The sequence below is a fragment of the Candidatus Poriferisodalis sp. genome, from assembly GCF_965208895.1.
Classification (GTDB): domain Bacteria; phylum Actinomycetota; class Acidimicrobiia; order Acidimicrobiales; family Poriferisodalaceae; genus Poriferisodalis.
In genome coordinates this window covers 1,879,939-1,903,139 of the sequence record NZ_OZ242363.1, presented here as the reverse complement: position 1 = coordinate 1,903,139, position 23,201 = coordinate 1,879,939, and the positions used below count along the sequence as shown (strand labels likewise).

Below are 23,201 nucleotides of genomic sequence, written 5' to 3'. Positions count from 1 at the left end.
AGGCTCAGCCGATCTGGGGCAGCTTGCGGGCGAACAACTCGAGGCTGTCGAGGTTGTGGCCGGACTGGAGCGAGTCGATGAATGGGCCCGCCACCGACATGGCGAGGGTGTTCGGCAGGGTCTCGACATCATCACCGGCGAGCGGGTTCATCCAGACGATCCGGTGGCAGAGCCGGCTGAGACGCTCCATTGCGTCCGCCAGCACAGCAGGGTCCCCGCGGTCGAGCCCATCGGAGCAGACCACAACGGTGGCACCGCGGCTGAGGCCCTTGCGACCCCAGCGGCGGACGAAGGTGTCCAGCGATGCGCCGATCTGCGTGCCGCCGTCCCAATCGAGCACACGAGCCGCGGCGAGTTTCATGGCATCGTCGGGGTTGCGGCGGTCCAGCGCCGGCGTGATGCGCGTCAGCCGAGTGCCGAAGCAGAAGACCTCGACTTTGCGAGCTGCCCGACGCATCGAATATGCGAACTGCAACATGTTGCGCGAGTAGTCGGCCATCGACCCTGAGACGTCACAGATGAGCACGAGGGGTCGGGGTCGCTGTGATCGTGCCAGACGGCGCAGCTCAGGTGCCGCGTGGCTGAGGCGCATGGCCTCGCGGGCCATCCGCCGGATGTCGAGCCGCGCACCCGAGGGATCCGGCTGCCGCCGTCGTGTTCGGCGTCGCGGCGGTTCGAGTCCGATGCGCGCCATGATCCGTCGCAGCGCAGCCAACTCTTCGGGAGTGCACTCGGCGAATCGCTTGTCACGCTGGATCTCGACCGCCGATGCCTGCAGGCCGAGCACCATCGGCCGGTCGTCTCCGGTCTGTTCGCCAGGCTCGCTGTCGGGAACCTGCAGCGTGCCGCTGAGACTCTGCGTTGCTGGTTCGGGCGGGGAGGCTTCAGAAGCACGTGGCGGGGGATGGCCGAGGAAATACCGACGGAACACCTCATCGAACACCGCCAGGTGCTCGCGGCGATGCACGAGCGTGGAACGGCCGCACCAGTAGACGTCGGCGAGGTCGCTGGGTGTGAGCTCGGCGACGGCTGAGCAGAACGTGACCACGTCGTCGGAGCCGACCGGCAGGCCCTCGTGCCGCAGGGCGTGGCCGAAGCCGACAAGGCGCGCCACGATCTCGGCTGGGCCCGAGCCCGCGTCGTCCGCGGACGCAGGCGGCCCCTCAGGCACCGACGGCGACACCGGCTGCGGCACCGAACTCATGCATCGGCGACAACCCTGTCGAGTTCGGCGCCGACCAGTTCGAGGTCGTCTCGGTCCTTGATGACCGTACCGAGCGTGTCGGCTGCCGAGGCCGCATCGAGCTCGGTGGTGCCCAGCACGCCCAGCGCATCCACCCAGTCGAGCGTTTCCGCGACGCCGGGCGGTTTGATCAAGTCCATGTCTCGCAGACGCTGCACCGCCGCGACGACCTTGTGCACAAGCGTCTCGACGGCGCCGGGCGCCCGCAGCCGCACGATCTCGATTTCTTCTTCGACGCTGGGGTAGCCGATCCAGTGGTACAGGCACCGCCGCTTGAGGGCATCGTGCAGTTCCCGTGTGCGATTCGATGTCAGCACCACGGTCGGCCGGTCGCTGGCTGCCACGGTGCCGACCTCGGGAATCGTGATCTGGAAGTCCGACAGCAGCTCCAGCAGGAACGCCTCGAACTCGTCATCGGCACGGTCGATCTCGTCGATGAGTAGCACAGCGTCGCTTCCGGCCCGGATTGCTGCGAGCAGCGGGCGTTCGATCAGGAACTCGGGGCTGTAGAGGCCGCTGACCGCCGAGGCATCGGAGAGTTCGCTCTCCGACAGCGCCCGGACGTGCAGCATCTGCCGTGCATAGTCCCATTCGTACAGCGCCTGATGGGTGTCGATGCCCTCGTAGCACTGGAGCCGGATGAGCTGCCGCCCGCCGATCTGCGCCAGGCACTTCGCCATCTCGGTCTTGCCGACGCCGACCTCGCCCTCGAGCAGGATGGGTCGACCCAGCCGCAGCCCGATGAGCGTCGCCGTGGCCAGTCCGCGGCTCGCCAGGTATCCAGACGAACCCAGCTGCGCTTGAAGGCCGGCAACGCTTGCCGGCGTTTCGTTGCGGGGCGGTTCGCTCACCGTGGAGAGGCCGGGATATCTCCGGCCTCAGTCTCCTGAGCTTGGACCGAGGACTAGGTCGCGCACCGAGGCGCCGTCGGGGGATGACTTGCCCTCGCGCTCGAGCAGCTTCCGCCAGGACGTGGCGATGTCGTCGTCCCCTTCGGCGAAGCCATCGAAGGTGAAATGGCGCGCGTTGCGACAGACCTTGGCATTGCTGCGCTCAGTGTCGGCGCCAACGTCGTCGCCGCCTCGCCAGACATCCGTCAGAACGGGCGGCCGGTCGGCGGCGTCAGCCCTCGCAAGCATCGGATCTCGATAGCACCGCCTCGATAGTAGCCGCATGCTCGAAATCCCGATCAGCGCATCAGTCCAAGGCCGTCGCTGGACGGCTGTGCTACACGCTGAGCAGAGCGTGCCAGTGTGAGCTCGACCGGGTCGAGTTCACACGACGATGGTCAGCGGGTAGCCGAGGTTGTCGAGCGGGATGTGACCGTCGACGGCACCGAGGTGCTCTGCGTCGCCCGCGGCGATCCGTCGGGCGGTCCAAGCTGCTGCAGCGGCGTCGAGCAGGTCATCGAGCGCGGGATGCGGCGGGCCAGCCAACGGGCTCAGGACCGCCGATTCAGTGATACTGGCGAAGCAGGAGCCGAGCAGCGCCAAACGCTCGGCAATGCCGGCTTGAAAACGCTTCGGATGCGTCATCGGCCGGGATGGTGTCGGTTCCCCGTCGGAGGAAGTCGGTTCGCCGATCCGATCGGGCCCCACAGTCGTGTGAAGCACCGCAGCCATCACGGCGAAGCTCAACTCCGGGTGCACCTCTGCGGCCCGTGGCGCTGCGTTGGCTTCGAATTCGGCGGGTGCAAGAACGGAGCGGACCTCGCGAATCTTCGGCAGCAAGTTGAAGGCCTGCTTCGACAGGCCCATGCCGAGATGGTCGCGAGAGGCTTGGTTGGCAGCGTCGAAGTCGCTCGCAGGCAGAGCAGCCTCGGGCGGAGACCAGAACAGCGATGATCGGCGCGGTCCCAGCATCTCGCGCGCTTGCTCATCAGCAAGGCGCGGTGAAGCACTGGGCAATCCGATCGGCATGTCGATGCCCACGGCCACAAGCGACTGCTGGCGGGCTTGTGACCACAGTTCGGCAAACGATGTCCACATGGAAAATTCGACGGGGTCGCGGTCTCGAGCGCCGGTGACCGCCAGGACCCATCCTCCCGTCGCTCCGTCCACGCCGCCGACGCGTGCCGAGTTGCTTTCAGCGCTGTCATCTGCCATGTCGATCACGCGTCTCTCGCCGGCTGATGAGTTGTTCTGCACTCAAGACGGACTGGGACGCATGGGGCACCGTAATCTCGGGCATCCCGGCCACGGTCCAGAAAGGGCTCGCATGACCGATCGCCAGATTCACATCCGGAGTTGCTCGTTGTGCGAAGCGATGTGCGGACTCGAAGTGCACCACGCCGACGGCGAGGTGAAGCTGATCAGGCCGAACCACAACGACGTCTGGTCCAAGGGCTACATCTGCCCCAAGGGCACCGTGCTCGGGCGTATGTACGCAGACCCCGATCGCGTGCGGGTTCCGCTGATCCGTGATGCGTCGGGCAGCCTTGTCGAAGCGAGCTGGGAGGCTGCCTTCGAACGGTGCGCCGAGCTGCTTGGCGACGTGCGGGACCGCTACGGCGTCGAAGCGATCACCGCCTACCTCGGCAATGCCACTGGCTTCAACTACTCGATCAGCCGGTATGCCGGCATGTTCTTGCAGCTTGCTGGGATACCGACGGTCTATTCGTCTGGCACCGTCGACACGTGGTCCAAGAACGTCGCCTGCCAGTTGATGTACGGGCATTCATGGCGCATCCCAGTACCCGATATCGATCGCGCCGATTTCATGGTGGTCCAAGGCGCCAACCCGTCCGCCAGCCAGGGCAGCTTCATGGGCTGTCCCGACGTTCCGGGCGCTCTGGACCGGGTGCGCGAGCGAGGCAAGGTGGTGGTGATCGACCCTCGCCGTACCGAGACGTGCGCCCACGCCGATCAGTGGCTGCCGGTGCGGCCCGGCACCGATGCGCTGCTGCAGCTCGCCGTGGTGAACGTGCTCTTCGACGAAGGGCTCGTGCGATTCGGCCATCTGGCGGATCGGCTCAAGGGCGCGGACGAGGTCCGTGCCATTGCTGGTGGGTACCCGCCCGAGCGGGTCGCAGAGACGTGCGGGGCCGACGCAGAGGCGATCCGCACCCTGGCCCGCGAGTTCGCTGCGGCTGAGCGGGCAGCGTGGTACGCACGCATCGGCACCTGCAACCAGGAATTCGGCACGCTGGCGTCGTGGCTGCCCGACGTGATCTGCGCGCTCACCGGCAACCTGGATGCGGTCGGCGGAATGATGTGGGCGAAGCCTGTGGCGTGGTCGATGCTGCAGCAGGACTGGGGCTTCGAGGGCGGTTTTGACCGTTGGCGGAGCAGAGTGCGCGACATTCCCGAGGTGCTCGGGCAGTTTCCCATGGGATGCCTGGCCGAGGAGATCGACACACCCGGCCCCGGGCAGCTCAAGGGGCTGGTGGTGGTGGGTGGAAACCCGGTGCTGTCTGCCCCCAATTCCGAACGCCTCGACAATGCCCTGCCCCAGCTGGAAGCCATGATTTCGGTGGACAACGCCCTCAACGAGACGTCCCGCCACGCCCATGTAGTACTGCCGGGGCTGGCAGCGCTGGAGCAGCACTTCTATTCCGAGATGCTGTGGGGCTGGGCCAAGCGCTCGGCTGCAAAGTATGCGCCGCCGCTATTCCCGCCCGCCGACGATCGGCCCGACGAATGGGAGATTCTGACCCGGCTCGGAGCGATGTGCGCCGGAATGGGAGACGTGAACGCGGCCGAGTTCGACGATCTGTACTTCTCGGCCCTCGCTGAGCTTGCCGGTGTGGATCCTGCGATGGCGCTGGAGACATCGCCCGAGCCCGGCCCCGAGCGATTGAATGATCTCGCCATCCGGACCGGTCCGTGGGGAGACCGTTACGGCGACAATCCCGATGGGCTGAACCTCGACAAGCTCGCCGAACTACCCGACGGGCTGGACATGGGTCCGATGGTCCCGCAAGTCGATGACATCGTGACTCATCCCGACGGGAAGATCGACTTGGCCCCCGAGCGCATCACCGCCGACATCGAGCGCTTGGCGCGCAGCATCGACCGACCAGCCGGTTCCCTGGTGCTCACAAGTCGTCGCCACGTTCGCTCCAACAACTCCTGGATGCACAACGTGGAGGTGCTGGTGCGGGGCAAGGATCGCTGCACGCTGTTGATGCATCCCCAAGATGCCGCCAGCGCCGGCATCTGCGATGGCGAGTTGGCACGAGTTGCTTCGACCAACGGCGCCGTAGAGGTTCCGGTGGAAGTCAGCGACGAGATGTACCCAGGCGTGGTGTCGCTGCCCCACGGCTGGGGTCACGACAAGCCGGGAACCCGGCAGTCAGTGGCCAGCCGGTACGCAGGTGTCAACTACAACGTGCTGGTCCCGCCCGATTTCGTGGACGTCCCGTCTGGCAACGCAGCCGTCAACGGCGTCCCGGTGACGGTCGCCCCGGCATCGGGCGTGCCGGCCTGATCCAGCAGCAACGACAGGCACTCTGCGGCGCTCGCTCGTAGGATGCCGCGCTGATGCGCAGGGGGGCGGCCGCCGCTGAAGCGCCGCGCCTCGAGTCCGAGTTCAGCGGCGGTGGAGCGTTCGCAGCACGCGGGTTCGCGCCGCTGTGGTTCAGCGGCCTGTGCTGGCACTGGGGACGCTGGGCGATCGCATTCCTCGCGAGCTACCACGTCAACCAGATCACGGACTCGCCTCGGATGGTGCAGCTCACCGGCGCGGTCATGTGGGCCCCGCTGCTGCTCGGTGGCGCCATCGGCGGTGTCATCTCGGATCGCTTCGACCGTCGCCGCACGGTGCGGCTCCAGACGGCCTTGCTCGTGCCGTTTGTCGCCATCATCGGCTTCGCCGAGAGGTCCGACCAACTGGGCATCTTGCTGTTGTTCCCGTTCCTGCTCTTCGCCGGCATCGGCTGGGTCGTCGACATGACCAGCCGTCGTGCCCTGCTGCTGGACATCGTCGGTCCACATCGGCTGCACAAGGCGATGGCGTGGGAGACGATGGCGCTGGCGTCCGGCGTCGCTGCGGGGCAGTTGCTGGGCGGTGCCGTTGCTGACCGTGCCGGCGTCGGGACGGCCTTCCTCGGTGTCGCTGGCATGCTCAGCGTCGGCCTGTTCCTGCTGATGTGGGTGCCCCGGGTGCCGCCAGCTCGCCCCGTCGCCGAATCGATTGACCGATGGTCCGACGCCCTGCGGGACCGGATCTTCGAGGTTGTGCCCGTCGGCCGAGCCGGCGAGGCGCAACAGCACGGCCGAGCCGGCGAGGCGCAACAGCACGGCCCAGCCGGCGAGGCGCTTCCATCCGGCAGGACGTCCGGCCGCCCTGCCGCCGCTCGCACGTCGACGCTCGCGGAGCTTCGTGAGGGATTGCGGCTCGCTCGCACCAACCGCAGCCTCCTCAGCATCCTGGGCGTCACCGTGATGGCGAACTTCTTCATGTTCGCCTACTTCCCGGCCGTCCAGCTCATCGGCGACCAGGTCGACGCCACCGCATCTCAGATCGGGATCATCGGTTCGATGACCGGCTTCGGGATGATCACCGGATCGCTGGTCACTGCCCGGTGGGGCGCCGGCCGCTGGGGGCTTGCCTACACGCTCGGCGTCTTCGTGGCCATGGCGACGCTCATCGTGTGGGCGATGTCGCCGAATGTTCTCGTTGCCGTGATCACGCTGTACATCGCCAGCTGCGGCAGCGGGCTCTTCGCAGCGACGCAGTCGACCTTGGTGCTCACCACCGTGTCCGAGGAAATGCGGGGTCGCGCGATGGGCTTGTTGAGCATGGCAATCGGCGCGCTGCCGGTGGGCACCTACGTGCTCGGTGAGGTTGCCCAGCAACTCGGCGCTCGCGCCGCAGTCGTGCTGATGGCCTCCCTTGGGCTTGCAGGCATGACGCTGTGGCTGATGATCCGTCCCGAGGTCATTCGCCGCACCGGTCCCACACCCTGAGCTTCAGCGCCACAACGCTGCGTCTCGCCTTCCGTGGACCAGCCCTTGCTTCCCGCTCTTGTTCCCCATGCTCATGCGATTGGGCTCACGGGCCGCTCGGGCCACGACTTCGCCATTCGGCTCAGTCTCTGCGCTCTGCCGTGGGTGACTACGCTGCGGCGTGGCCAAGTTGCGCCGCCGATGTGCGCGACGGGAGGGGAGCCGACCATGAAAGCTGCAGTGCTCAATGAGATCCCGGGTGAACTCGAGATCGAGGACATCTCCGTCGATGCGCCCGGACCCAACGAAGTCCTGTTGCGGGTGGTGCACGCAGGCTTGTGCCACAGCGATCTGCACTTCATGGATGCGCACTGGCCGTACCAGCTGCCCGCTGTCATGGGTCACGAGAGCGCCGGCGTGGTCCAAGCGGTCGGCGACAACGTGTCCTACGTGCAGCCCGGCGATCACGTCATCAGCTGCCTGTCGGTGTTCTGCGGCCACTGCGAGCGCTGCCTGACCGGACGTCCCAACATCTGCCAGAACCACGCCGCGGTAGCTCGCCCAGATGGAGCGGCGCCCCGGCTGTCCAAGCATGACGGCACCGAGGTCGGGCAGTTCGCCCGGCTCGGCGGGTTCGCCGAAGAAATGCTGGTGCACCAGAACGCTGTGGTGAAGATCCGCGACGACATGCCGCTCGACCGTGCGTCGCTCATCGGCTGCGGCGTCACCACCGGTCTGGGTGCGGTGTTCAAGACAGCCCGCATCGAACCCGGGGCCACCGTTGCCGTCTACGGCGCGGGAGGCATCGGCCTGTCCGCGGTGCAGGGCGCTCGCATTGCGGGCGCTGGTCGGGTGATCTCGGTCGACGTCGAGGACTCCAAGCTCGAGACGGCCCGCCAGGTGGGTGCGACCGACACCGTCAATGGAAGCGAGGTTGATGCCGTCGAGGCCATCAAGGAGCTGACCGGCGGCGGCGTGGACTACGCCTTCGAGTGCATCGGGTTGAAGAAGACCTGCGAGCAGGCGTGGTCATCGTCTCGCGCCGGCGGCACCACCGTCATTGTCGGCATGATGCCGTTCGGCGAGAAGATCGAGATCCCCGGCTACGAGGTGTTCATGCTCGAAAAGCGGCTGCAGGGCTCGATGATGGGCTCGAACGCCTTCCGGGTGGACATGCCGCGCTACGTCGACATGTACCTCGACGGCCGGCTGATGCTCGACGAGATGATCTCGGCGCACATGCCGCTGGAGGACATCAACGCCGGCTATGAGCAGATGCGCCAGCGCGTCGGCACCCGCACCGTCATCGACTTCGACTAACGCCAAGCACGGCGCGGCGAGATCGCGGCAACGCACAAGACACACATCGACAACAGAGGCGAGTGAGGAGCAATGGACGTCGAAGGCAAGGTCGCCGTCGTGACGGGGGCGGCAAGCGGAATGGGCCGAGCCATGGCGGACACGTTCGCCGCGGCGGGCATGAAGGTCGTGCTGGCTGACATCGAGGAAGCCCCGCTGAACGATGCTGCTGCCGAGGTGCGCGCGACCGGCGCAGAGGCCATCGCGGTGCGCACCGATGTGTCGAAGCTGGCTGAGATCGAAGCGCTCGCAGAGGCGACTGTGTCCGAGTTCGGCACGGCTCACGTTCTGTGCAACAACGCCGGCGTCGGCATTCCGGGCCCGGTGGGGGACATGTCCATTGAGGACTGGCGCTGGACCCTCGACATCGACCTGTGGGGTCCGATCTACGGATGCCACGTGTTCCTGCCGATCATCGAGGAGGCCGGTGAAGGCCACATCAACTCGACTGCATCGGTTGCGGGCCTGTATGCGGGTGCCTCGTTGGGCGCCTACAACGTGGCCAAGCACGGAGTCGTCGCGCTCATGGCCACGCTCGAGCGCGATCTGCGGCTGCGCAACTCGCCCGTCCGTGCCTCGGTGCTGTGCCCAGGACCGATCAACACCAACATCGTCTACAGCCAGCGCAATCGCGACCCCGAAGATGCCTCTCACCACGTTCGCACCGACCAGGGCGAGAAGTTCTGGGACATGATGAAGGGCTTTCTGGCAGAGGGCATGGACCCTGCCGAGGTCGGTCCGATGGTGCTCGACGCCGTCCGCACCGAGCGCTTCTGGGTGCTCACCCACCCCGACATGGGCAAGATCGCCCGCTATCAGGCCGATGCGATGCTCGAAGACGGGCATCTCACGCGCTGAGCCGCTTCGTCGCGTGTCGCCGCCACGCGTGGCGAATCTGAGGCAAACGGCGCGTGAGGGCGTTTACTGAAACCGTGACGTCGACCGCGCGGCCCAGAGGGGAACGCTCACCCAGAACGCTGCCTTGTCGGTCCTGAGTACGTGAAGCCCGCAGGACCGCTGCGGCGCGCCCCGACGCAGTTGCCCACGGCACGGCCGGCAGTCTTCACCGTCGTCCCGCGGGTGCTCGATGCTGCCGGTCGGCCGCTTGCCGCATCGGTAGCACCCCCCTCGCCGCGCCCGGCGCCGTCGCCCGCTGGCCCCGCCGACCGTCCAGCCACGACCGCCGACGCGCCCCCGTCAGACCGCTACCGATGGCGGCTGCTCGGTGTGATCGGGCTGGCGGTACTCGGTTTCGGCTCGCTGATGACCTTGGTGGGCGTCTCGCTGACTCCCATCTCCGAAGACCTCGGAACCACGCTGCCCACCGCCGGCTGGGTCATCACCGGCCTCATGCTGGCCATGGCGGTCTCGACACCCGCAGGCGGCAAGCTGGCCGACCGATTCGGGCACCGTCGCATCTTCCTCATCGGCATCGTCGGGATGACCGCGACGATGATCGCCAACTACTGGGTGCCCGATATCGGCACCTTCATCGCCGTGAGGGTGGTGTTCGGGCTGTGCGGCGGCCTGCTGATGCCCTCGGGCATGGCGCTGCTCATGCACGCCTTCGGTCCGGCCGAGCGAGCACGCGCCGTCGGCTGGTTCCAGTTCGCCATGACGGGTGCGCCGACGATCGGCGTCGTCGTCGGCGGACCGCTGCTCAACGTGTTCGGCTGGCGGGGCATCTTCTTGCTGTTCGGCGTGATCAGCTTCGTCGCATTGATACTGGCAGCGGTCGTCGTGAAGCCGATCCCCCGTGGCGAACGCGTGCCGATCGACATCGGGGGAGCGCTGCTGCTCGCCGGCGGAACGCTGCTGGTGCTGTGGGCGATCACTCGGCTGCCGATCCTCCTGCGGTCGGGCGATGCACTGCTGTCAGATCAGACGCTCATGGCGATGCTCGCCGGTGCGGTGGTCTGCTTCGTGGCGTTCGTGCTGTGGGAGCGCCGCGCCCCGGCCCCTTTCTTGGATCTGCGCCTGTTCCGGCGAGCCAGCTTCACCTTGCCGTTGCTGTCGGCGCCTGCGAACCAATTCGCGTACATGGGCGGCTTCATGGTGGTGCCCTGGGTGTTGCAGGAGCGGTATGGCTACTCGGTGGGCATCGCTGCGATGCTCATGGTGCCCCGGCCCGGTGCGTTTGCGGTGGCATCGCCGCTGGGCGGCATGCTGGTGACCAAGATCGGCGCCCGGATCCCGATGTTTTTCGGCACGTCCGCGATGATCGGCTCGATGATCGCCTTTGCCCTGGGTGCCAAGCCCGTGGGCTGGGGCCTCGCGGCGATCATGGTGGGGCTGGTGCTGTCGGGTGTCTCAGCAGGGGTCGGCTCGCCCGCCTACCAGGTATTGGTCGCCAATTCGGTGGAAGACAAAGACCTCGGCATGGCCAACGGCTGAACCAGACCGTCATGTGGATGGGCATCATCCTGGGGATCCAGACGATGCTGGCCTTCGCCGGCGCGGATCCCTCGCTGAGCCGGCTGCGAGCAACGTTCCTGTTCGGCGCCGCGGTCGCCGCGATCGGCTACGTGGCACCGCTGTTCGCCACACGCGGCGTCACCCGCTTGACCTAGCACCGTTTCAGGGAGCTCTTGGGTCGGGTTGTAGAGTGCCGTGTTGCTCATCGTTGTCCGTGGAGGCTCTTGATGTCTGTGGTACGTATGTTCCGGGGGGGGGGGGGCTTAGGAGCCTTGTAGCGGTCGCTGTGGCGGGCGCGTTGTTGGCGTTGGTGCCGTTGTCGTCGGCGGGGGCGCAGACGCCTGAGCCAGTGTTGGTGAGCAATCTGGGCCAGACCGATGGCGCCCGTGTCTCGGCGATCGGCTGGAATTTTGCTCAGGCGTTCTCGACGGGCGGCAACGCGGGTTACACGGTGAGCAGCGTCGATGTGCAGTTCTTTAGTATCCCAGATACTGATGCGGCTTCGAGATGGTCGGTCACGATCCAGGCTGATGCGGGCGGGAGCCCCGGCGATGTTGTCGGCACGCTGACTTGGCCTGCCTTCTCGCCGTTCACAAGGACCGACACGGCGTTGAGATTCACAGCGCCCGGGGCGGGCATCCACCTTGCGGCGAGCACGACGTATTTCTTGGTGATCACCGACGTCACTGGCACCTCCAATAGCGGTCTCGAGATCAGGAACACCCTCTCGGACGGCGAGGATGCGGGCGCGGCACCGGGTTGGAGCATCGCTGATTCCAGGCTGCAACGCGCACGCACCAGCACCGCTGCTTGGGCCACCTCGAGTCTTACTCCGAAGATCGGCATCAACGGCGTAGAGACGCCTACTTTGGTGTCGGCGCCTGAGGTGGTGTTTGTGGGTGAGGGCGAGACGGTGTCTGTGCGTTTGGACTTGGCTCGGGAGGTGACTGGCCGGGTGCCGGTGACGGTGGTGTCGTCTGATCCGTCGCGGGTCAGGGTGAATCATCCGGATCAATTGTTCATGGGCCGAAAGTACGTGAATGGCCATAACGGACGTAACGGCGTCGTGGGCGTTCAGGTGCAGACCAGTCTTATTCCCGGCAGCGGTCGCTTGGTTGGCAACCGTGGTACACATTTTGACCCTAGCTATGGTTGGTCGGATCAGGACAGGTATGAGCCGTCTGGGTCGATCGGTTTCGATTTCACTGCTGCGGACTGGGCGGGTTATACGTCTATTGAGGAGCCTGTGCTGCACAAGGGCTTTCGGGTGGTGGAGGTGACCGGTGTGCCTTCGGGTGCGGATGGGCTGCCCGCTAATGGGCCTGACGCGAAGTTCCAGTTGCTGTTGTCGTCGAGCGACGCGTCGGTGGCGTTCGCGCCGATCACGGTGGTGGTGAAGCGCTCGCGGGGGCTCGACCCGGTGTTCAGCCCGGACCCGCGTTTCAGTTTCGGGTGCCGTGAGCGGGAGTGTCTGCGTGTCGATGAGGGCGGCACGGTTTCCTACACGGTGCGGAACTCCAACGTTCCGGCGCCGGGGTCGCCGTTGACGATCACCCCGACGGGCGACGGGCTGTCGTTCGATCCGGCGGTGGTGTCGTGGACGCATCGCGATCATGATGAGCCGCGCACGGTGACGGTGACTGCTGCTCACGACAGTGATGTGAGGTCTGATACGCGGATCATTCGTCATGCGTTCAGCGAGAACTGGGACACGTCGGGGTCGCTGTCTCGGATCTTGGGGCAGCGGACGGAGTCCAATTTCAACATGGCGGTGAGGGTCGTCGACGACGACTTGACCGCTTTCGACGCGGTCGGCGCCGACGGGGCCGTGATCGGTCAGGTCAGCGTGTTGAGCCGTGCGGGCGAGAGCCGTTCGGGAGCGGGACGGTTCTGGCTCCGGGTCGACGGGCCGCCTGACTGCGAGGGCCGTTCTGTGGGGTTGTGCTGGGATACGTTGCGGATCCGGCTGCGCACCGGCCGCCCTGACGGGTCGTGGGACAACGCGCCGGTGGCCGCGACGGTGCATCGCGCCGATCAGGCGGGTGCGAGTCCGTTGTCGTACTCGAAGGTCGCGGGGCCCAGGCACTGGTACGCGATGCATATCAGGCCGGAGCACTGGGACAGGCTGTTGCGGGTCGATTTGACGCTGGACCCGGCGCAGTACGGCACCAGCGACAGCTATGAAATCTCGATGAGCTTGGAGCGGGCGAACGGCGAGCCGTCGGCGCATCGGCAGGTCACGGTCAGCTACGGGCCGAACCTGGAGACCTCTCCCAGCGTCGACGACAACGACGACCCGATATCGGACGGCGACCCGGTGCCCGACGGCCAGCAAGCACCCCCCCAGGATCAGGACCAGGCCGATCAGCAGCAGGCCCTCCCCGACGCAGACAGCGGCGGCGCGGTGTATGCGGCGGACCCCCAGGTCGTCTCCGCGGTGCAGTACTTGGCGTCGCAGACCCATCACGGCTTCGCGCACGTGAACCGCTGGCAGCGGGCGCTCGCCGCGATCGGCGCGCTGGACCCCGCCGACGTGACGGGCGGCGCACTGACCCTGGCCGAGGCGCGGCAGAACGCCAGCAGGTACAGCAGCCCGGTGTGGGACCAGGTAGTCGCCGAGATCGAAGCCAAGCAAGCCCACGACACAGCACAACAACAACAACAACAGCAGCAGCCTGTCGGCGACGGCCAGCCACAGCAGCAGCCGCAGCACCAGCCTGTCGTCGTGCCTGAGGTGACTGTTGCGTCCGCGTCAGGAGCGACCGAGGGATCCGCGGTGACCTTCACGGTGGCAGCGTCGCCAGCGCCCGCAGGCGACCTGGCTGTGACCGTCACGATCGCGGCGGCAGGCGACTACGGCGTCACCGCAGGCACGCGCACGGTCACGATCCCCGCCGGTTCGTCGTCGGCGACGCTGACCGTGGACACCGTCGGCGACGCGACAGACGAGCCCGACGGGACCATCACCGCTGCGGTGGCCGACGGCGACGGCTACACCGTGGGCGCCGCAGCCACGGCGACGGTCACCGTGTCCGACGACGACGACCCGCCGTCGGCGTACGTGATGGACCCGGCGCTGATCGCGGAGGTCCAAGCGCACATCGCGTCGTTCAGGGCGCGCAGCCACCACGCAGGGATACGCGACTGGACAGCGGTGCTCGACCGGCTCGAAGGCCGCAGCGGCGCCATGAGCGACGACCGCATCGCAGCATGGCTCGCCCGGTCACGCCGTCACGGCTGGGCCGACGGCATCGACACGCTGCCCAAAGTGCAGGCAGCCCTCACCGCCCAAGCAGCCGCCTCATAGCCCCAACAACCACAACAGCCCGCCGGCGACGCTGACCGCGCCCGCCACCGGCAACGCCGGCGACGCAGGCGGCGAGTGAGCGTGCGGCTGCTCGCTGGGAACGGCGCCGGGTCTGTGCGCTAGAGCGCGGCGAGAAATTCGAGCAGTTCGGCGTTGAGCTCGTCGGCGGCTTCCTGCTGCACCCAGTGGCCGATGCCGTCGAGGATCACTGACTTGTGCAGGTTCGGCATGGTCTCGCCGAACTTGGCGATGGAGCCGGCGCCCCAGACGGTCGGCCCGTCCACCTCGCCGCCGACGAACAGGGACGGCTGGGTGATCGGGGCGCTGTCGAAGGCGGCCATGTCCTCCCAGTCGCGGTCCACGTTGCGGTAGCGGTTCAGCCCGCCGGACATGCCGGTGCGCGTGAACTCTGAGGCGTAGTAGCCGAATTCAGACTCAGACATCCAGTGGGGCCAGGTGCCGGGTTCGGGCCAGATGAAGTTGTCCGAGAGCTTGCCGCCGGGCACGACGCCGAAGCCCCCGCCTGATGAGTCGCCCGACGCCACCCGGGCCCGCACGCCGTCGCCCGAGGCGGCGTAGTACATGCCCAGCAGCCAGTGGGGCAGGTCGACTTCCATCTCAGCCTCGGCGCGGCCCGGCGCCTGGAAGTACTCGATGTAGAACTCCTTGTCGCCGCCCATCATCCGGAACGCCGCGCTGGGCTTGAAGTCGCTGCGGGCGTTGTAGGGCACGCTCACCAGTGCCAGCGCGGTGAAGATGTCGGGCCGCAGCAGGGCAGAGCTCCAGGCGATGGGCGCGCCCCAGTCGTGCCCGACGATCACGGCCGAGTCTTCGCCAAGCGCCCGCACGACGCCGACGTTATCGGCGACATGGCGCACCATCCGGTAGTCGTCCACCGCCGCGGGAGCGGATGAGCGGCCGTAACCCCGCACGTCGATCGCAACCGCTCGGTACCCAGCCGCAGCCACCGCGGGGAGCTGGTTGCGCCACGAGTACCACGACTCAGGAAAGCCGTGGACGAACAGCACCATGGGCCCCTCGCCGAGCTCGGCCACATGGATCCGGGTGCCCAGCGCATCCACATCGTGGTGCTTCACACCCGACAGGTTGAGGGTGGTCGTGCCGTTCGATTCGCTCATGGCCGACATTCTGGCCCTTGCAACGTGCCTACAGCGAGCGATGCTCAGCCCGACCGGTCCTGTGTCGGACGATCGACGATCCTGAACGGATACTGGAGCGGGACGTCGCTGCCGACTCGTGCGCACACTACGTAGCGACCAGGATTGGGGAAGGCGATGATTCCGTTGATAGCGAATGGCGCACGGCTCTCGGTTCCGTGCAGCATTCCTGGGGGACGCCCGACTTCGATTTCGGCGTTGACGTCGAGCAGGCCCGTCTGGCCGTCTTCGTCCTCGATCCACAAGCGGAGCAGGTGACGCTGATTGGTCTCAGTCCAGCCGACGACGACGGACACTCCGATCCCGAGGTGTTGGGGCGGTGGATCTGCGCCGTGGGGGATGTCGCGCGTCAACGTGTCCCATTCGGCGCCGCTGAGGTACATCAGACCGTTTTGAACCTCGGCGTGGTTCGCGAGCGTGAGCATCTCGATACGGGGCACGGCGTCAGGCTTCCTCCGGCGTCAGGCTTGTCAGACATGAGTATACGAATGTAAACTCATGGACGAGATGTTGAGGCCATTGTGTAGAGTTTGCCGTCTTGCTGGCAGCCTCATGGGATTGGGACGATCACAACCTTGAGGAGTTGTGGAAGCACGGCGCTGCACGCCGCGATGTGCTCGAAGTCGCAGCAGGCGCTCCAATGTTTCGACGCAACAAGCGGCGGCGTGCGGCGAGCCATCAGATGATCGGCCCCGATCGCGGCGGGCAGTTCTGGACCATCTGCATCGTTCATGTCCGTGACGGCCGATGGCGTGCAGTCACCGGCTGGCGGTCGCAACGGCATGAAATCGATTGGTACAACAAGACGTGAGAAGGGAACGACCGATGACTGAACAGGGAGCTGACGATCTCTACGAGCACCGAAACGACCCCGACGAGTGGGATGATCAGCCCGTCGAGATCGAGGTGCGGCCAGCGGGAAGCGAGGTGGTGTCGTTCCGCCTTCCTTCCGATGAACTGGACCGCGTCATGGAGGCCGCTGAAGCTGCGGGCGAGAGCCTGTCGCAGTTCGTGCGGGGGGCGTTGCGAGTCAGGCTTCGGCCTGCGGGGCAGGCGCTCGCGCGGACGGTTACCAGCGGACCGCTTGCCCGCAATGTCAGTGCCGGACCACTTCTCCCCGGCGTCCACGTGCATCCGGGAACCGTCAGCGCATTCGTCGTTCACGACAACACGGGTACGCAGCTGGATTCGGTCACGAGCTGCGATGGCGTCTTAACCGCAGGCTGATTCGTACGCGCACATCGTGGTGAATGATCCTCGACAGGTAGAGGGTGGTGGTGCCCTTCGATTCGCACGCAGCCGACGTTCCGGCCCGCTGCGACTAGTTCTCGCGGAGCCGTGCTCCAGATAGCGATGCCGAAGGCGCCGCCAGTTGTCTGCTTTGTAGGGTGGCAATCGGATAGGTGAAGGCCCTCGCAGGAACACATGAACAAGACTCACAGCTAGCCTCGGTGCCCATGGCCGAGGCACTGCCGATCTCCGAGGCCAAGACTCGATTGTCGGAGTTGGCGGACCGGATTGAGCACCAGCACCAGCGCATTGTCGTCACCCGTCATGGTCGCCCGTCGTTCGTGCTCATGAGCCCAGACGAACTGGATTCGCTCGAGGAGACGCTGGACATGCTCGGAGACGAGGAACTCATGGCGGAATTGCGGTTGTCTCAGCAAGAAGCTGCTGAGGGCAAGCTGATCTCGCTGGACGACATCATCTCGGCCGAGTGATCGGCGCTGAGATTGGTGCGGACCGGTGAACTTGTTGCACCCCCTCGCGATGCTGGTGGGCGTGAAGACGCGACTGACTGAACTCATCGAGAATGCGCCGTGGCGTGAGGCAGTGACCTGCCGGGACACGTGGCCGCACGAGTACGTGCTGAGCGAGAAGGACGACCAGCGCGAGTTGCTCGCGGCGATCTGCGCCCGGTTCCACGCCGGCGAGGGCGTGTCAGGCCGCTTCTTCCGCAGCCGTCGCAAATTTCTGGGATCGGGGTTGATGAGGTTGCTTGCAAAATAATGGCAACGCAAGCAGAATGCGGGCATGGCTGTGCAGATCACCATCCGCAACGTGCCGGACGATGTACGCGACGAGATTGCTGCTCAGGCTGCGGAGCGGCGTCAGTCGATGCAGGAGTACTTGCGGGGGGAGTTAGAGCGTCTCGCAGCGAGGCCTTCGGTGGAGTCGTGGCTTGCTGAGACCAGGCGCCGAGTCGAAGCTGTAGGCACCCAGGTATCGGCCGAGGAGATTCTTGCTGCGCGTGATGCCGACCGCCGATGACAGCGGTCATCGACTCGTCAGTGTTGGTGGCGGTGCTCACAGACGCCGGCAGCGACGGCCGCTGGGCGACAGCGCAGCTCACGCAGACTCCGTTGGCGGCACCGTCAATGGTGATGGCGGAGGTTGCGAACGTTCTGCGACGCCTCGAGGGCGGCCCGAAGCTCTCGCGGTCCGAAGCGACGGTGTCGCTTCGAAGTCTTCGCCGGCTCGATATCGAGCTGTACCCGTTTGCCCCGCTTGCGGATCGGGTCTGGGAGCTTCGTTTCAATCTCACTGCCTACGACGCGTGGTACGTCGCGCTGGCTGAATCGCTTGGCTGGCGGCTGGTCACACTTGATCGCAAGATGGCCGGCGCCAGCGGTACGCGATGCGAATTCCGCCTTCCGCCGCGGCCCGAACAGGTCGGGTGACATCCGAGAGCCGACAGCGCAGCGTCGAAGCAGCGAGGATGGGCGGCGCGAAGGCGAGTGTGTCGCACCCCGGAGGCGGCTTCGCCAGTGATGGTGACCGCGGTTGCAAGGATGGGCGGCGCGAAGGCGAGTGTGTCGCACCCCTTCGCGATGCTGTCGGTCATGAAGACGCAACTGACTGAACTCATCGAGAATGCGCCGTGGCGCGAGGCAGTGACCTACCGGGACACGTGGCCGCACGAGTACGTGCTGAGCGAGAAGGACGACCAGCGCGAGCTGCTCGCGGCAATCTGCGCCCGGTTCCATGCCGGCGAGGGCGTGGCGGGCCGCTTCTTCCGCATGACCAACACGTACCTGTTCGTCGGCGACCACAAGTACTGGCTGATGACCGACTACCGCAAGATCGACCCGCTCGCCGGCGAGGACAACTACGTCATCAACCGTGCCCTGCTATACCGAGACAGGCGAGACTTCGTGATCCAGCCCGGCGACACCGGCCGTCACAACGACTACCCGACCTCGCCCGCGCATGACTGGACCAACCGACCGGAGACCTCCTGATGCCCGAAGATCACTCACTGCTCAGTCATCTGGTGCCGAAGCTGACGCCCCAGGTTGAGGACGCAGCCACCGACGCGCTCGCCTACATCCTCAACATGTCGGAGCAGTGTCGCAAGGCGCTGGTCGAACTCGTGAGCGACGGCGACTGCGAGCTAGAGCCGCTAGAGAATGCCAAGACTCAAGTGCACGCCTCCGCCAAGGAGCGGCTGGATCTCAGTGCGTATGGCGGCAGCGGATCGATGCGGCTGGATCTCGTCGGCTATGACGCCGATGGTCGTATACGCCTGATCGTTGAATCGAAGTTCTGGGCGGCACTTCTGCGCGGTCAGGCGAGCGAATATGTCAAGCACCTGTGCTCCGACGGGCCAGCGATGCTGCTCTTCGTCGCTCCTGAGGTTCGCATCGAAACGCTATGGAAGAAGATCGAACGACAGTTCGACGGGGATCGGTGCGGCCTGCATCTTGGGCCGACCCGCGACGTCGGACCGATGAAGGTTGCCACTGCGTACGACAAAGAGAAGCGCAACCCCAGCGGGGGCAGCGCCGAACATCGCATCGCGTTGATGAGCTGGGGCACGCTGCTCGACCATCTGGAGTCAGTTGACACGTCGATGGTCCACAACATTCGGCAACTGAAGAGCCTGGCCAACGCTGAGGACGACAAGGCATTTGCGCCCCTGCACGCAAAGGATTTCAACGGAGCGGTTCCCCAGCGGATTCTGGACTTCAACCGGGTCGTCGATGACGTGGTCTGGGGGCAGGATTGGATGACGACGAAGGGTCTCAAGGCCGCGCCGCAACCCGACGGTTACTTGCGGTACTTCAAATTCCGCTCGAAAGACGGCAGCCGGACGACGGGTGATCACGCACTGTGCGTCAGCTGCAGACAGTGGGCGAAGCGGGGAATCACGCCGCTGTGGCTGCGCTTCTGGCGCAATCGGCAGCAGGATATCGATGCCATCAGAGCCGACGGCGGCGTCAAGCACTTCTGGAGTCCTGGAAAGCACATGTGGATCCCGCTGCGGCTGCCGACCGGCGTGGAGTACGCCGATGTCCTCGAAGATGTCGTCGCGCAGGTCGAGCGTGTCCGAGACATCGTCCTTCCGTGTGCCGAACAGACAGACGCAACTGAATCCGTTGCCGATGGTGCCGGGCCCGCCGACGCAGCGCCGGAATAGGCATCCGATGAGGCCGAACACCTGTGGGCGGAACCGGCAAGGATGGGTGGCATGAGCTTGTTGCCGTTTGAGTTGCCGTCGCCCGAGACCATCGAGTTGGTGCCTGAAGGGGAGACGCTGCGGGTCTGGCTGAACCGGCCGGAGTCGCGCAATGCGCACAACCAGTTGATGATCCGCGAGGTCGGCGACTTGTTCCTGGCCCTGAACGCGCAGACGCAGTACCGGGTGGTAGTGCTCGGCGGGCGCGGGAAGTCGTTCTGTGCCGGTGCCGACCGCAAGGAACAGCCGCCGGCCGCGGCGAACGACCGCGAGGCCCGCTACATCAACCAACTCGGGCGGCGGGCAGCACGGGCCATCGAGGACTGCGAAGCCGTCACAATCGCACGGGTGCACGGCCACGCCATCGGAGGCGGGTGCTGCTTCGCCACCAGTTGCGACTTCCGCATCAGCGAGGCCAACGCACTCTGGTACGTGCCCGAGGTGGAACTCGGGGTGCCATTGCCGTGGGGTGCCACGCCGCGGCTGATCGCCGAACTCGGGATGTCGCGAGCCCGCCAGTTCGTCATGACCAGCGAGCGCATCGACGGGCGCAAAGCTGCAGAGTGGGCGCTGGCACACGAAGTCTGCGACGGCGAAAACGAACTCGACGCCGCCGTAGAACGCTGGGTAGCCCGCCTGCTCGATCTGCCAGCGCTGTCAGTCCAGATGGCCAAACACCAACTGCGCGGCTACGCCCAAGTCGCCCGGCTCGGCGACCTGTCCGAGTTCGACGGCGACGCCTCGGCCAGATCGATCACCAGCAAGGACGCCCAAGCCCGCTTCGGCACCTTCTGAGTGCGGGTCCGTCGTTATCGTCGGTGGCATGCAGCAATTGGCGAAGATCGCAGCACCTGCGCCGTTTCTGTACGTCAGCACAGCGCCGGATACCCGGGGTCTTCTCGCGGATGACGCTTGCGGTTTCTCACGGTCCGAGAGCGAACAATGGCACCACTGAGACGCCATCTGGGCGTTCGTAGGAATAGCCGTCGGCCGCCGTTACAACGACGAGCTTCGTCGCTCTGCCCATCTTGGTTTCATCCACTTTGCCGTGCGCGTGCAGCAGCGAATGAGCAGCCTGCTCAATCTGCTCGCTTCCGCCCAGCTTGACTTCGACTGCGATCCAGCGGCCGTCGCCGGCATCGACAATGGCATCGACTTCACTGCCGGCAGTGTCTCGGAATGCGTACACCTCGGCGTCGGCGGCTTGGGCGTAGATACGTAGGTCCCGGATGACGAGCGATTCGAAGAGGAGGCCGAGGGTCTCGGTGTCTGCCAGAAGCCCTTCGGGTTGGGCTCGGAGCGCAGCCACAGCCAGCGACGGATCGGTGAAGTGATGTCTCGGGCTCAACAGCAGCGGCGTCCGGGAGCGCAAGTGCGTTGGCCATGCCGTCAGCGGCTCCAGCACATGAAGTCGTTCGAGTGCATCGAGATAGGCACGAAGCGAGTGGCGCCCTAGCGGGGCGAAAGCGCTGGCTTCGGCGGCCAGTTTGTTCAGGCTCGCCGCGGTCCCGACATTGCGTGCCAGCGAGCGCAGCAGTGCCCGCACTCGCACGGGATCACGGGCGACGCCGTCGACCTGACGTATGTCGGTTCGTGCAATATCTTCGAGATAGCCCCTCAGTGCTGCGGTCACGTCTCGTACCGACATGCTGTCGCCGAGCCCTGGCCATCCGCCGCGGCACAGCGCATCGACTGCCTCGGGCACGCCGCGCCCGGTCGGGCCTGCGGCAGCGGGTTCCCCGCGCAAGAGTCCGGCAAGCGACACCTCTCGGGTTGACAGTCCTCGTTCAGCAAGTGACATGGTCCGTAGAGCAAGCCGCTGGATGCGCAGCGCTCCCGAGTGCCGGGTAAGGTCATCGGATGGCGTAGCGGAGCCGGTCAAAATGAACTGGCCTGCGGCTGCTCGAGCGTCGCACGCTCCTCTGACGACACCCCAGAGTGCGGGCACGCGCTGCCATTCGTCGATCAGCCGAGGAGTGGCGCCATCGAGAACCCGGTGAGGTTCGGCTTGAGCCAGCGCGAATGCGGCGGGGTTCTGTTCGAGAAGCACCTCGCTGCTGGCGAAGCGTTTCGCCAGCCATGTCTTGCCGCAGCCCTTCGGCCCTTCGATGAGCAGCGCGCGAGCTGTTCGCAGCACGCGGGCAGCATTCGTCTCAGCGATGCGGTCGCTGTAGCCCGCTGGCGTCAGGGTTGACGTGGCCCCGAACCCCTCATCAGCGGACATAGAGCGTAATCTACCGTTTTCGCATGCTCTGATCTACCAAATCGGACTCAACTGATCTACCAAATCAGACAAATTCGATCTACCAAATCGGATTCTTGCGTGATGCGACGAAATCGTTCGCCGCAGTGCCGATGGCGAGCACCGATCTTCCGGCTGGCTAGCTGCGAGCGTCGATCTCGTCGCGGCGCTAGCTGCGAGCATCGATCTTTGTGAAGGCCTTCTTCATCGCTTGGTAGCCCTCGACGGCACGGGGGATGCCGCCGTAGATGGTCATCTGCACCATGATTTCTTCGATCTCGGTGCGCGACAGACCGTGGTTGAGGCCAGCCGGCACATGGAATGCCAGCTCGTCGGTTCGGCTCAGCACTGTCAGGATCGATATGACGACGATGCTGCGATCTCGCCGCGACAGTTCCTCTCGCGACCAGAGGTCTCCGAACGCCCAGTGATAGGCGATGCGTCCGACTTCGCCGAGATGTTCCACGAGACGCGCCATGTCTTGGGTGGGATCGGTTGACGCGCGGCCTGCCGTGAGGGTGCCGCGCACCTCCGCAGCGCGCCGCTCCCGCTCGTCGTCGTCGAGTTCAGCGGCGCCCGAACGCTCTGGCAGCCGCTCGACCCCGTCGCGCGTCCGGAACCGGTCGTCGACCACTCGCGACGCTGCCATCGCCATCGGGAAGCCCGCGTAGGCGGCCACCTGGATCAGGATCTCCTCGATCTCGGTGCGCGTCAGCCCGTGGTTCAACCCGACGTCGGTGTGCAGCGAGAGTTCCTCGCTCGAACCGATCGTGGCAAGAACGGTGATGACGATGAGGCTGCGGTCGCGTCGAGACAGCCCGTCCCGCGACCACACGTCGCCCATGACGACGTCGAAGGCGAACGTGCCCAAGGCGCCGTGACGCTTGGCCATCGCCCGCTGAGCCCGCTCAGCGTCGAACTCGCCGTTGGTGAAGCGCTCGAACACCTCGAGTGCGGCAGCGCGCCGTTCGGCGTGCGTGCGTGATCCTGCATCTGTTCCAGTCGTCGCCATGCTCAACTCCCCGTGCCGGCCTGATCCCGTATCAGCGTCCGACATCATCGCCGCGAACCCATGGTTCGTGCTGCGCAGTGCCGTCGAAGCCGCGCCGA

At 65.9% G+C, this 23,201-nt stretch carries 24 protein-coding genes; 16 read left to right on the top strand and 8 right to left on the bottom strand.

Annotated features, from left to right (window positions below; all coding sequences use genetic code 11):
* Positions 1-4 precede the first annotated feature (4 nt).
* The 4 genes from ACOGJB_RS08575 to ACOGJB_RS08560 form a co-directional block, all read right to left on the bottom strand.
* Positions 5-1,204 (bottom strand): vWA domain-containing protein, encoded by a 1,200-nt coding sequence (locus ACOGJB_RS08575; protein WP_419840391.1) that lies wholly within the window; start codon positions 1,202-1,204, stop codon positions 5-7.
* Positions 1,201-2,094, bottom strand: a complete 894-nt coding sequence (locus ACOGJB_RS08570) for an AAA family ATPase (RefSeq protein ID WP_419840390.1) — start codon at positions 2,092-2,094, stop codon at positions 1,201-1,203. The genes ACOGJB_RS08575 and ACOGJB_RS08570 overlap by 4 nt, the downstream gene beginning before the upstream one ends.
* A gap of 27 nt (positions 2,095-2,121) precedes the next feature.
* Entirely contained in the window at positions 2,122-2,382 is a 261-nt protein-coding gene (locus ACOGJB_RS08565) for a hypothetical protein (protein ID WP_419840389.1), read from the bottom strand.
* A gap of 135 nt (positions 2,383-2,517) precedes the next feature.
* Complete coding sequence (locus ACOGJB_RS08560; protein WP_419840700.1) at positions 2,518-3,348, bottom strand: DUF429 domain-containing protein; 831 nt, start codon at positions 3,346-3,348, stop codon at positions 2,518-2,520.
* A 112-nt stretch (positions 3,349-3,460) separates the two neighbouring features.
* On the opposite strand from ACOGJB_RS08560, the gene ACOGJB_RS08555 reads away from it, so the two are divergent.
* From ACOGJB_RS08555 to ACOGJB_RS08525, 7 genes are all read left to right on the top strand, one after another.
* Positions 3,461-5,671 carry a molybdopterin-dependent oxidoreductase gene (locus ACOGJB_RS08555; RefSeq protein ID WP_419840388.1) on the top strand — a complete coding sequence of 737 codons (2,211 nt, stop codon included), beginning with the start codon at positions 3,461-3,463 and terminating at the stop codon, positions 5,669-5,671.
* Between the two features lie 53 nt (positions 5,672-5,724).
* A complete protein-coding gene (locus ACOGJB_RS08550; protein ID WP_419840387.1) occupies positions 5,725-7,152 on the top strand; it encodes an MFS transporter in 1,428 nt (475 codons plus the stop codon).
* Positions 7,153-7,359: 207 nt separating this feature from the next.
* Complete coding sequence (locus tag ACOGJB_RS08545; RefSeq protein WP_419840386.1) at positions 7,360-8,451, top strand: Zn-dependent alcohol dehydrogenase; 1,092 nt, start codon at positions 7,360-7,362, stop codon at positions 8,449-8,451.
* A gap of 72 nt (positions 8,452-8,523) precedes the next feature.
* Complete coding sequence (locus ACOGJB_RS08540) at positions 8,524-9,348, top strand: SDR family NAD(P)-dependent oxidoreductase (protein WP_419840385.1); 825 nt, start codon at positions 8,524-8,526, stop codon at positions 9,346-9,348.
* 141 nt (positions 9,349-9,489) lie between these two features.
* Positions 9,490-10,884, top strand: a complete 1,395-nt coding sequence (locus ACOGJB_RS08535; RefSeq protein WP_419840384.1) for an MFS transporter — start codon at positions 9,490-9,492, stop codon at positions 10,882-10,884.
* An 11-nt stretch (positions 10,885-10,895) separates the two neighbouring features.
* A complete protein-coding gene (locus tag ACOGJB_RS08530; protein ID WP_419840383.1) occupies positions 10,896-11,060 on the top strand; it encodes a hypothetical protein in 165 nt (54 codons plus the stop codon).
* Between the two features lie 131 nt (positions 11,061-11,191).
* On the top strand, positions 11,192-14,212 hold the full coding sequence (locus ACOGJB_RS08525) for a choice-of-anchor R domain-containing protein (RefSeq protein WP_419840382.1): 3,021 nt from the start codon (positions 11,192-11,194) through the stop codon (positions 14,210-14,212).
* A 119-nt stretch (positions 14,213-14,331) separates the two neighbouring features.
* Here ACOGJB_RS08525 and ACOGJB_RS08520 read toward each other — a convergent pair whose 3' ends face one another.
* Together ACOGJB_RS08520 and ACOGJB_RS08515 are read right to left on the bottom strand one after the other, a co-directional pair.
* Complete coding sequence (locus ACOGJB_RS08520; protein WP_419840381.1) at positions 14,332-15,351, bottom strand: alpha/beta fold hydrolase; 1,020 nt, start codon at positions 15,349-15,351, stop codon at positions 14,332-14,334.
* Positions 15,352-15,395: 44 nt separating this feature from the next.
* Positions 15,396-15,830 (bottom strand): DUF6941 family protein, encoded by a 435-nt coding sequence (locus ACOGJB_RS08515; protein WP_419840380.1) that lies wholly within the window; start codon positions 15,828-15,830, stop codon positions 15,396-15,398.
* 98 nt (positions 15,831-15,928) lie between these two features.
* On the opposite strand from ACOGJB_RS08515, the gene ACOGJB_RS08510 reads away from it, so the two are divergent.
* The 9 genes from ACOGJB_RS08510 (at position 15,929) to ACOGJB_RS08470 (ending at position 20,644) form a co-directional block, all read left to right on the top strand.
* Positions 15,929-16,201: a hypothetical protein gene (locus ACOGJB_RS08510; RefSeq protein ID WP_419840379.1), complete on the top strand. Its 273-nt coding sequence runs from the start codon at positions 15,929-15,931 to the stop codon at positions 16,199-16,201.
* A gap of 14 nt (positions 16,202-16,215) precedes the next feature.
* Positions 16,216-16,617: a ribbon-helix-helix protein, CopG family gene (locus ACOGJB_RS08505; RefSeq protein WP_419840378.1), complete on the top strand. Its 402-nt coding sequence runs from the start codon at positions 16,216-16,218 to the stop codon at positions 16,615-16,617.
* Positions 16,618-16,847: 230 nt separating this feature from the next.
* Entirely contained in the window at positions 16,848-17,111 is a 264-nt protein-coding gene (locus ACOGJB_RS08500) for a type II toxin-antitoxin system Phd/YefM family antitoxin (protein ID WP_419840377.1), read from the top strand.
* 49 nt (positions 17,112-17,160) lie between these two features.
* Positions 17,161-17,400 (top strand): hypothetical protein, encoded by a 240-nt coding sequence (locus tag ACOGJB_RS08495; RefSeq protein WP_419840376.1) that lies wholly within the window; start codon positions 17,161-17,163, stop codon positions 17,398-17,400.
* A 24-nt stretch (positions 17,401-17,424) separates the two neighbouring features.
* Positions 17,425-17,661 carry a FitA-like ribbon-helix-helix domain-containing protein gene (locus tag ACOGJB_RS08490; RefSeq protein ID WP_419840375.1) on the top strand — a complete coding sequence of 79 codons (237 nt, stop codon included), beginning with the start codon at positions 17,425-17,427 and terminating at the stop codon, positions 17,659-17,661.
* Positions 17,658-18,071, top strand: a complete 414-nt coding sequence (locus ACOGJB_RS08485) for a type II toxin-antitoxin system VapC family toxin (protein ID WP_419840374.1) — start codon at positions 17,658-17,660, stop codon at positions 18,069-18,071. The genes ACOGJB_RS08490 and ACOGJB_RS08485 overlap by 4 nt, the downstream gene beginning before the upstream one ends.
* A gap of 162 nt (positions 18,072-18,233) precedes the next feature.
* Positions 18,234-18,632 carry a hypothetical protein gene (locus ACOGJB_RS08480; protein WP_419840373.1) on the top strand — a complete coding sequence of 133 codons (399 nt, stop codon included), beginning with the start codon at positions 18,234-18,236 and terminating at the stop codon, positions 18,630-18,632.
* Positions 18,632-19,810, top strand: coding sequence for a hypothetical protein (locus ACOGJB_RS08475; protein WP_419840372.1), 1,179 nt, complete (start codon positions 18,632-18,634; stop codon positions 19,808-19,810). Before ACOGJB_RS08480 ends, ACOGJB_RS08475 begins: the two co-directional genes overlap by 1 nt.
* 51 nt (positions 19,811-19,861) lie before the next feature.
* Entirely contained in the window at positions 19,862-20,644 is a 783-nt protein-coding gene (locus tag ACOGJB_RS08470) for an enoyl-CoA hydratase/isomerase family protein (RefSeq protein WP_419840371.1), read from the top strand.
* 127 nt (positions 20,645-20,771) lie between these two features.
* Here ACOGJB_RS08470 and ACOGJB_RS08465 read toward each other — a convergent pair whose 3' ends face one another.
* Together ACOGJB_RS08465 and ACOGJB_RS08460 are read right to left on the bottom strand one after the other, a co-directional pair.
* A complete protein-coding gene (locus ACOGJB_RS08465) occupies positions 20,772-22,073 on the bottom strand; it encodes an ATP-binding protein (protein ID WP_419840370.1) in 1,302 nt (433 codons plus the stop codon).
* Between the two features lie 187 nt (positions 22,074-22,260).
* On the bottom strand, positions 22,261-23,103 hold the full coding sequence (locus ACOGJB_RS08460) for a carboxymuconolactone decarboxylase family protein (protein ID WP_419840369.1): 843 nt from the start codon (positions 23,101-23,103) through the stop codon (positions 22,261-22,263).
* Positions 23,104-23,201 lie beyond the last annotated feature (98 nt).

Coding starts and splice junctions, on each gene's coding strand:
- ACOGJB_RS08575 (WP_419840391.1), bottom strand. CDS start 1,204: ATGAGTTCGGTGCCGCAGCCGGTGTCGCCGTCGGTGCCTGAGGGGCCG.
- ACOGJB_RS08565 (WP_419840389.1), bottom strand. CDS start 2,382: ATGCTTGCGAGGGCTGACGCCGCCGACCGGCCGCCCGTTCTGACGGAT.
- ACOGJB_RS08560 (WP_419840700.1), bottom strand. CDS start 3,348: ATGGCAGATGACAGCGCTGAAAGCAACTCGGCACGCGTCGGCGGCGTG.
- ACOGJB_RS08555 (WP_419840388.1), top strand. CDS start 3,461: ATGACCGATCGCCAGATTCACATCCGGAGTTGCTCGTTGTGCGAAGCG.
- ACOGJB_RS08550 (WP_419840387.1), top strand. CDS start 5,725: ATGCGCAGGGGGGCGGCCGCCGCTGAAGCGCCGCGCCTCGAGTCCGAG.
- ACOGJB_RS08545 (WP_419840386.1), top strand. CDS start 7,360: ATGAAAGCTGCAGTGCTCAATGAGATCCCGGGTGAACTCGAGATCGAG.
- ACOGJB_RS08540 (WP_419840385.1), top strand. CDS start 8,524: ATGGACGTCGAAGGCAAGGTCGCCGTCGTGACGGGGGCGGCAAGCGGA.
- ACOGJB_RS08530 (WP_419840383.1), top strand. CDS start 10,896: ATGTGGATGGGCATCATCCTGGGGATCCAGACGATGCTGGCCTTCGCC.
- ACOGJB_RS08520 (WP_419840381.1), bottom strand. CDS start 15,351: ATGAGCGAATCGAACGGCACGACCACCCTCAACCTGTCGGGTGTGAAG.
- ACOGJB_RS08505 (WP_419840378.1), top strand. CDS start 16,216: ATGACTGAACAGGGAGCTGACGATCTCTACGAGCACCGAAACGACCCC.
- ACOGJB_RS08500 (WP_419840377.1), top strand. CDS start 16,848: ATGGCCGAGGCACTGCCGATCTCCGAGGCCAAGACTCGATTGTCGGAG.
- ACOGJB_RS08495 (WP_419840376.1), top strand. CDS start 17,161: ATGCTGGTGGGCGTGAAGACGCGACTGACTGAACTCATCGAGAATGCG.
- ACOGJB_RS08490 (WP_419840375.1), top strand. CDS start 17,425: ATGGCTGTGCAGATCACCATCCGCAACGTGCCGGACGATGTACGCGAC.
- ACOGJB_RS08485 (WP_419840374.1), top strand. CDS start 17,658: ATGACAGCGGTCATCGACTCGTCAGTGTTGGTGGCGGTGCTCACAGAC.
- ACOGJB_RS08480 (WP_419840373.1), top strand. CDS start 18,234: ATGAAGACGCAACTGACTGAACTCATCGAGAATGCGCCGTGGCGCGAG.
- ACOGJB_RS08475 (WP_419840372.1), top strand. CDS start 18,632: ATGCCCGAAGATCACTCACTGCTCAGTCATCTGGTGCCGAAGCTGACG.
- ACOGJB_RS08470 (WP_419840371.1), top strand. CDS start 19,862: ATGAGCTTGTTGCCGTTTGAGTTGCCGTCGCCCGAGACCATCGAGTTG.
- ACOGJB_RS08465 (WP_419840370.1), bottom strand. CDS start 22,073: ATGTCCGCTGATGAGGGGTTCGGGGCCACGTCAACCCTGACGCCAGCG.
- ACOGJB_RS08460 (WP_419840369.1), bottom strand. CDS start 23,103: ATGGCGACGACTGGAACAGATGCAGGATCACGCACGCACGCCGAACGG.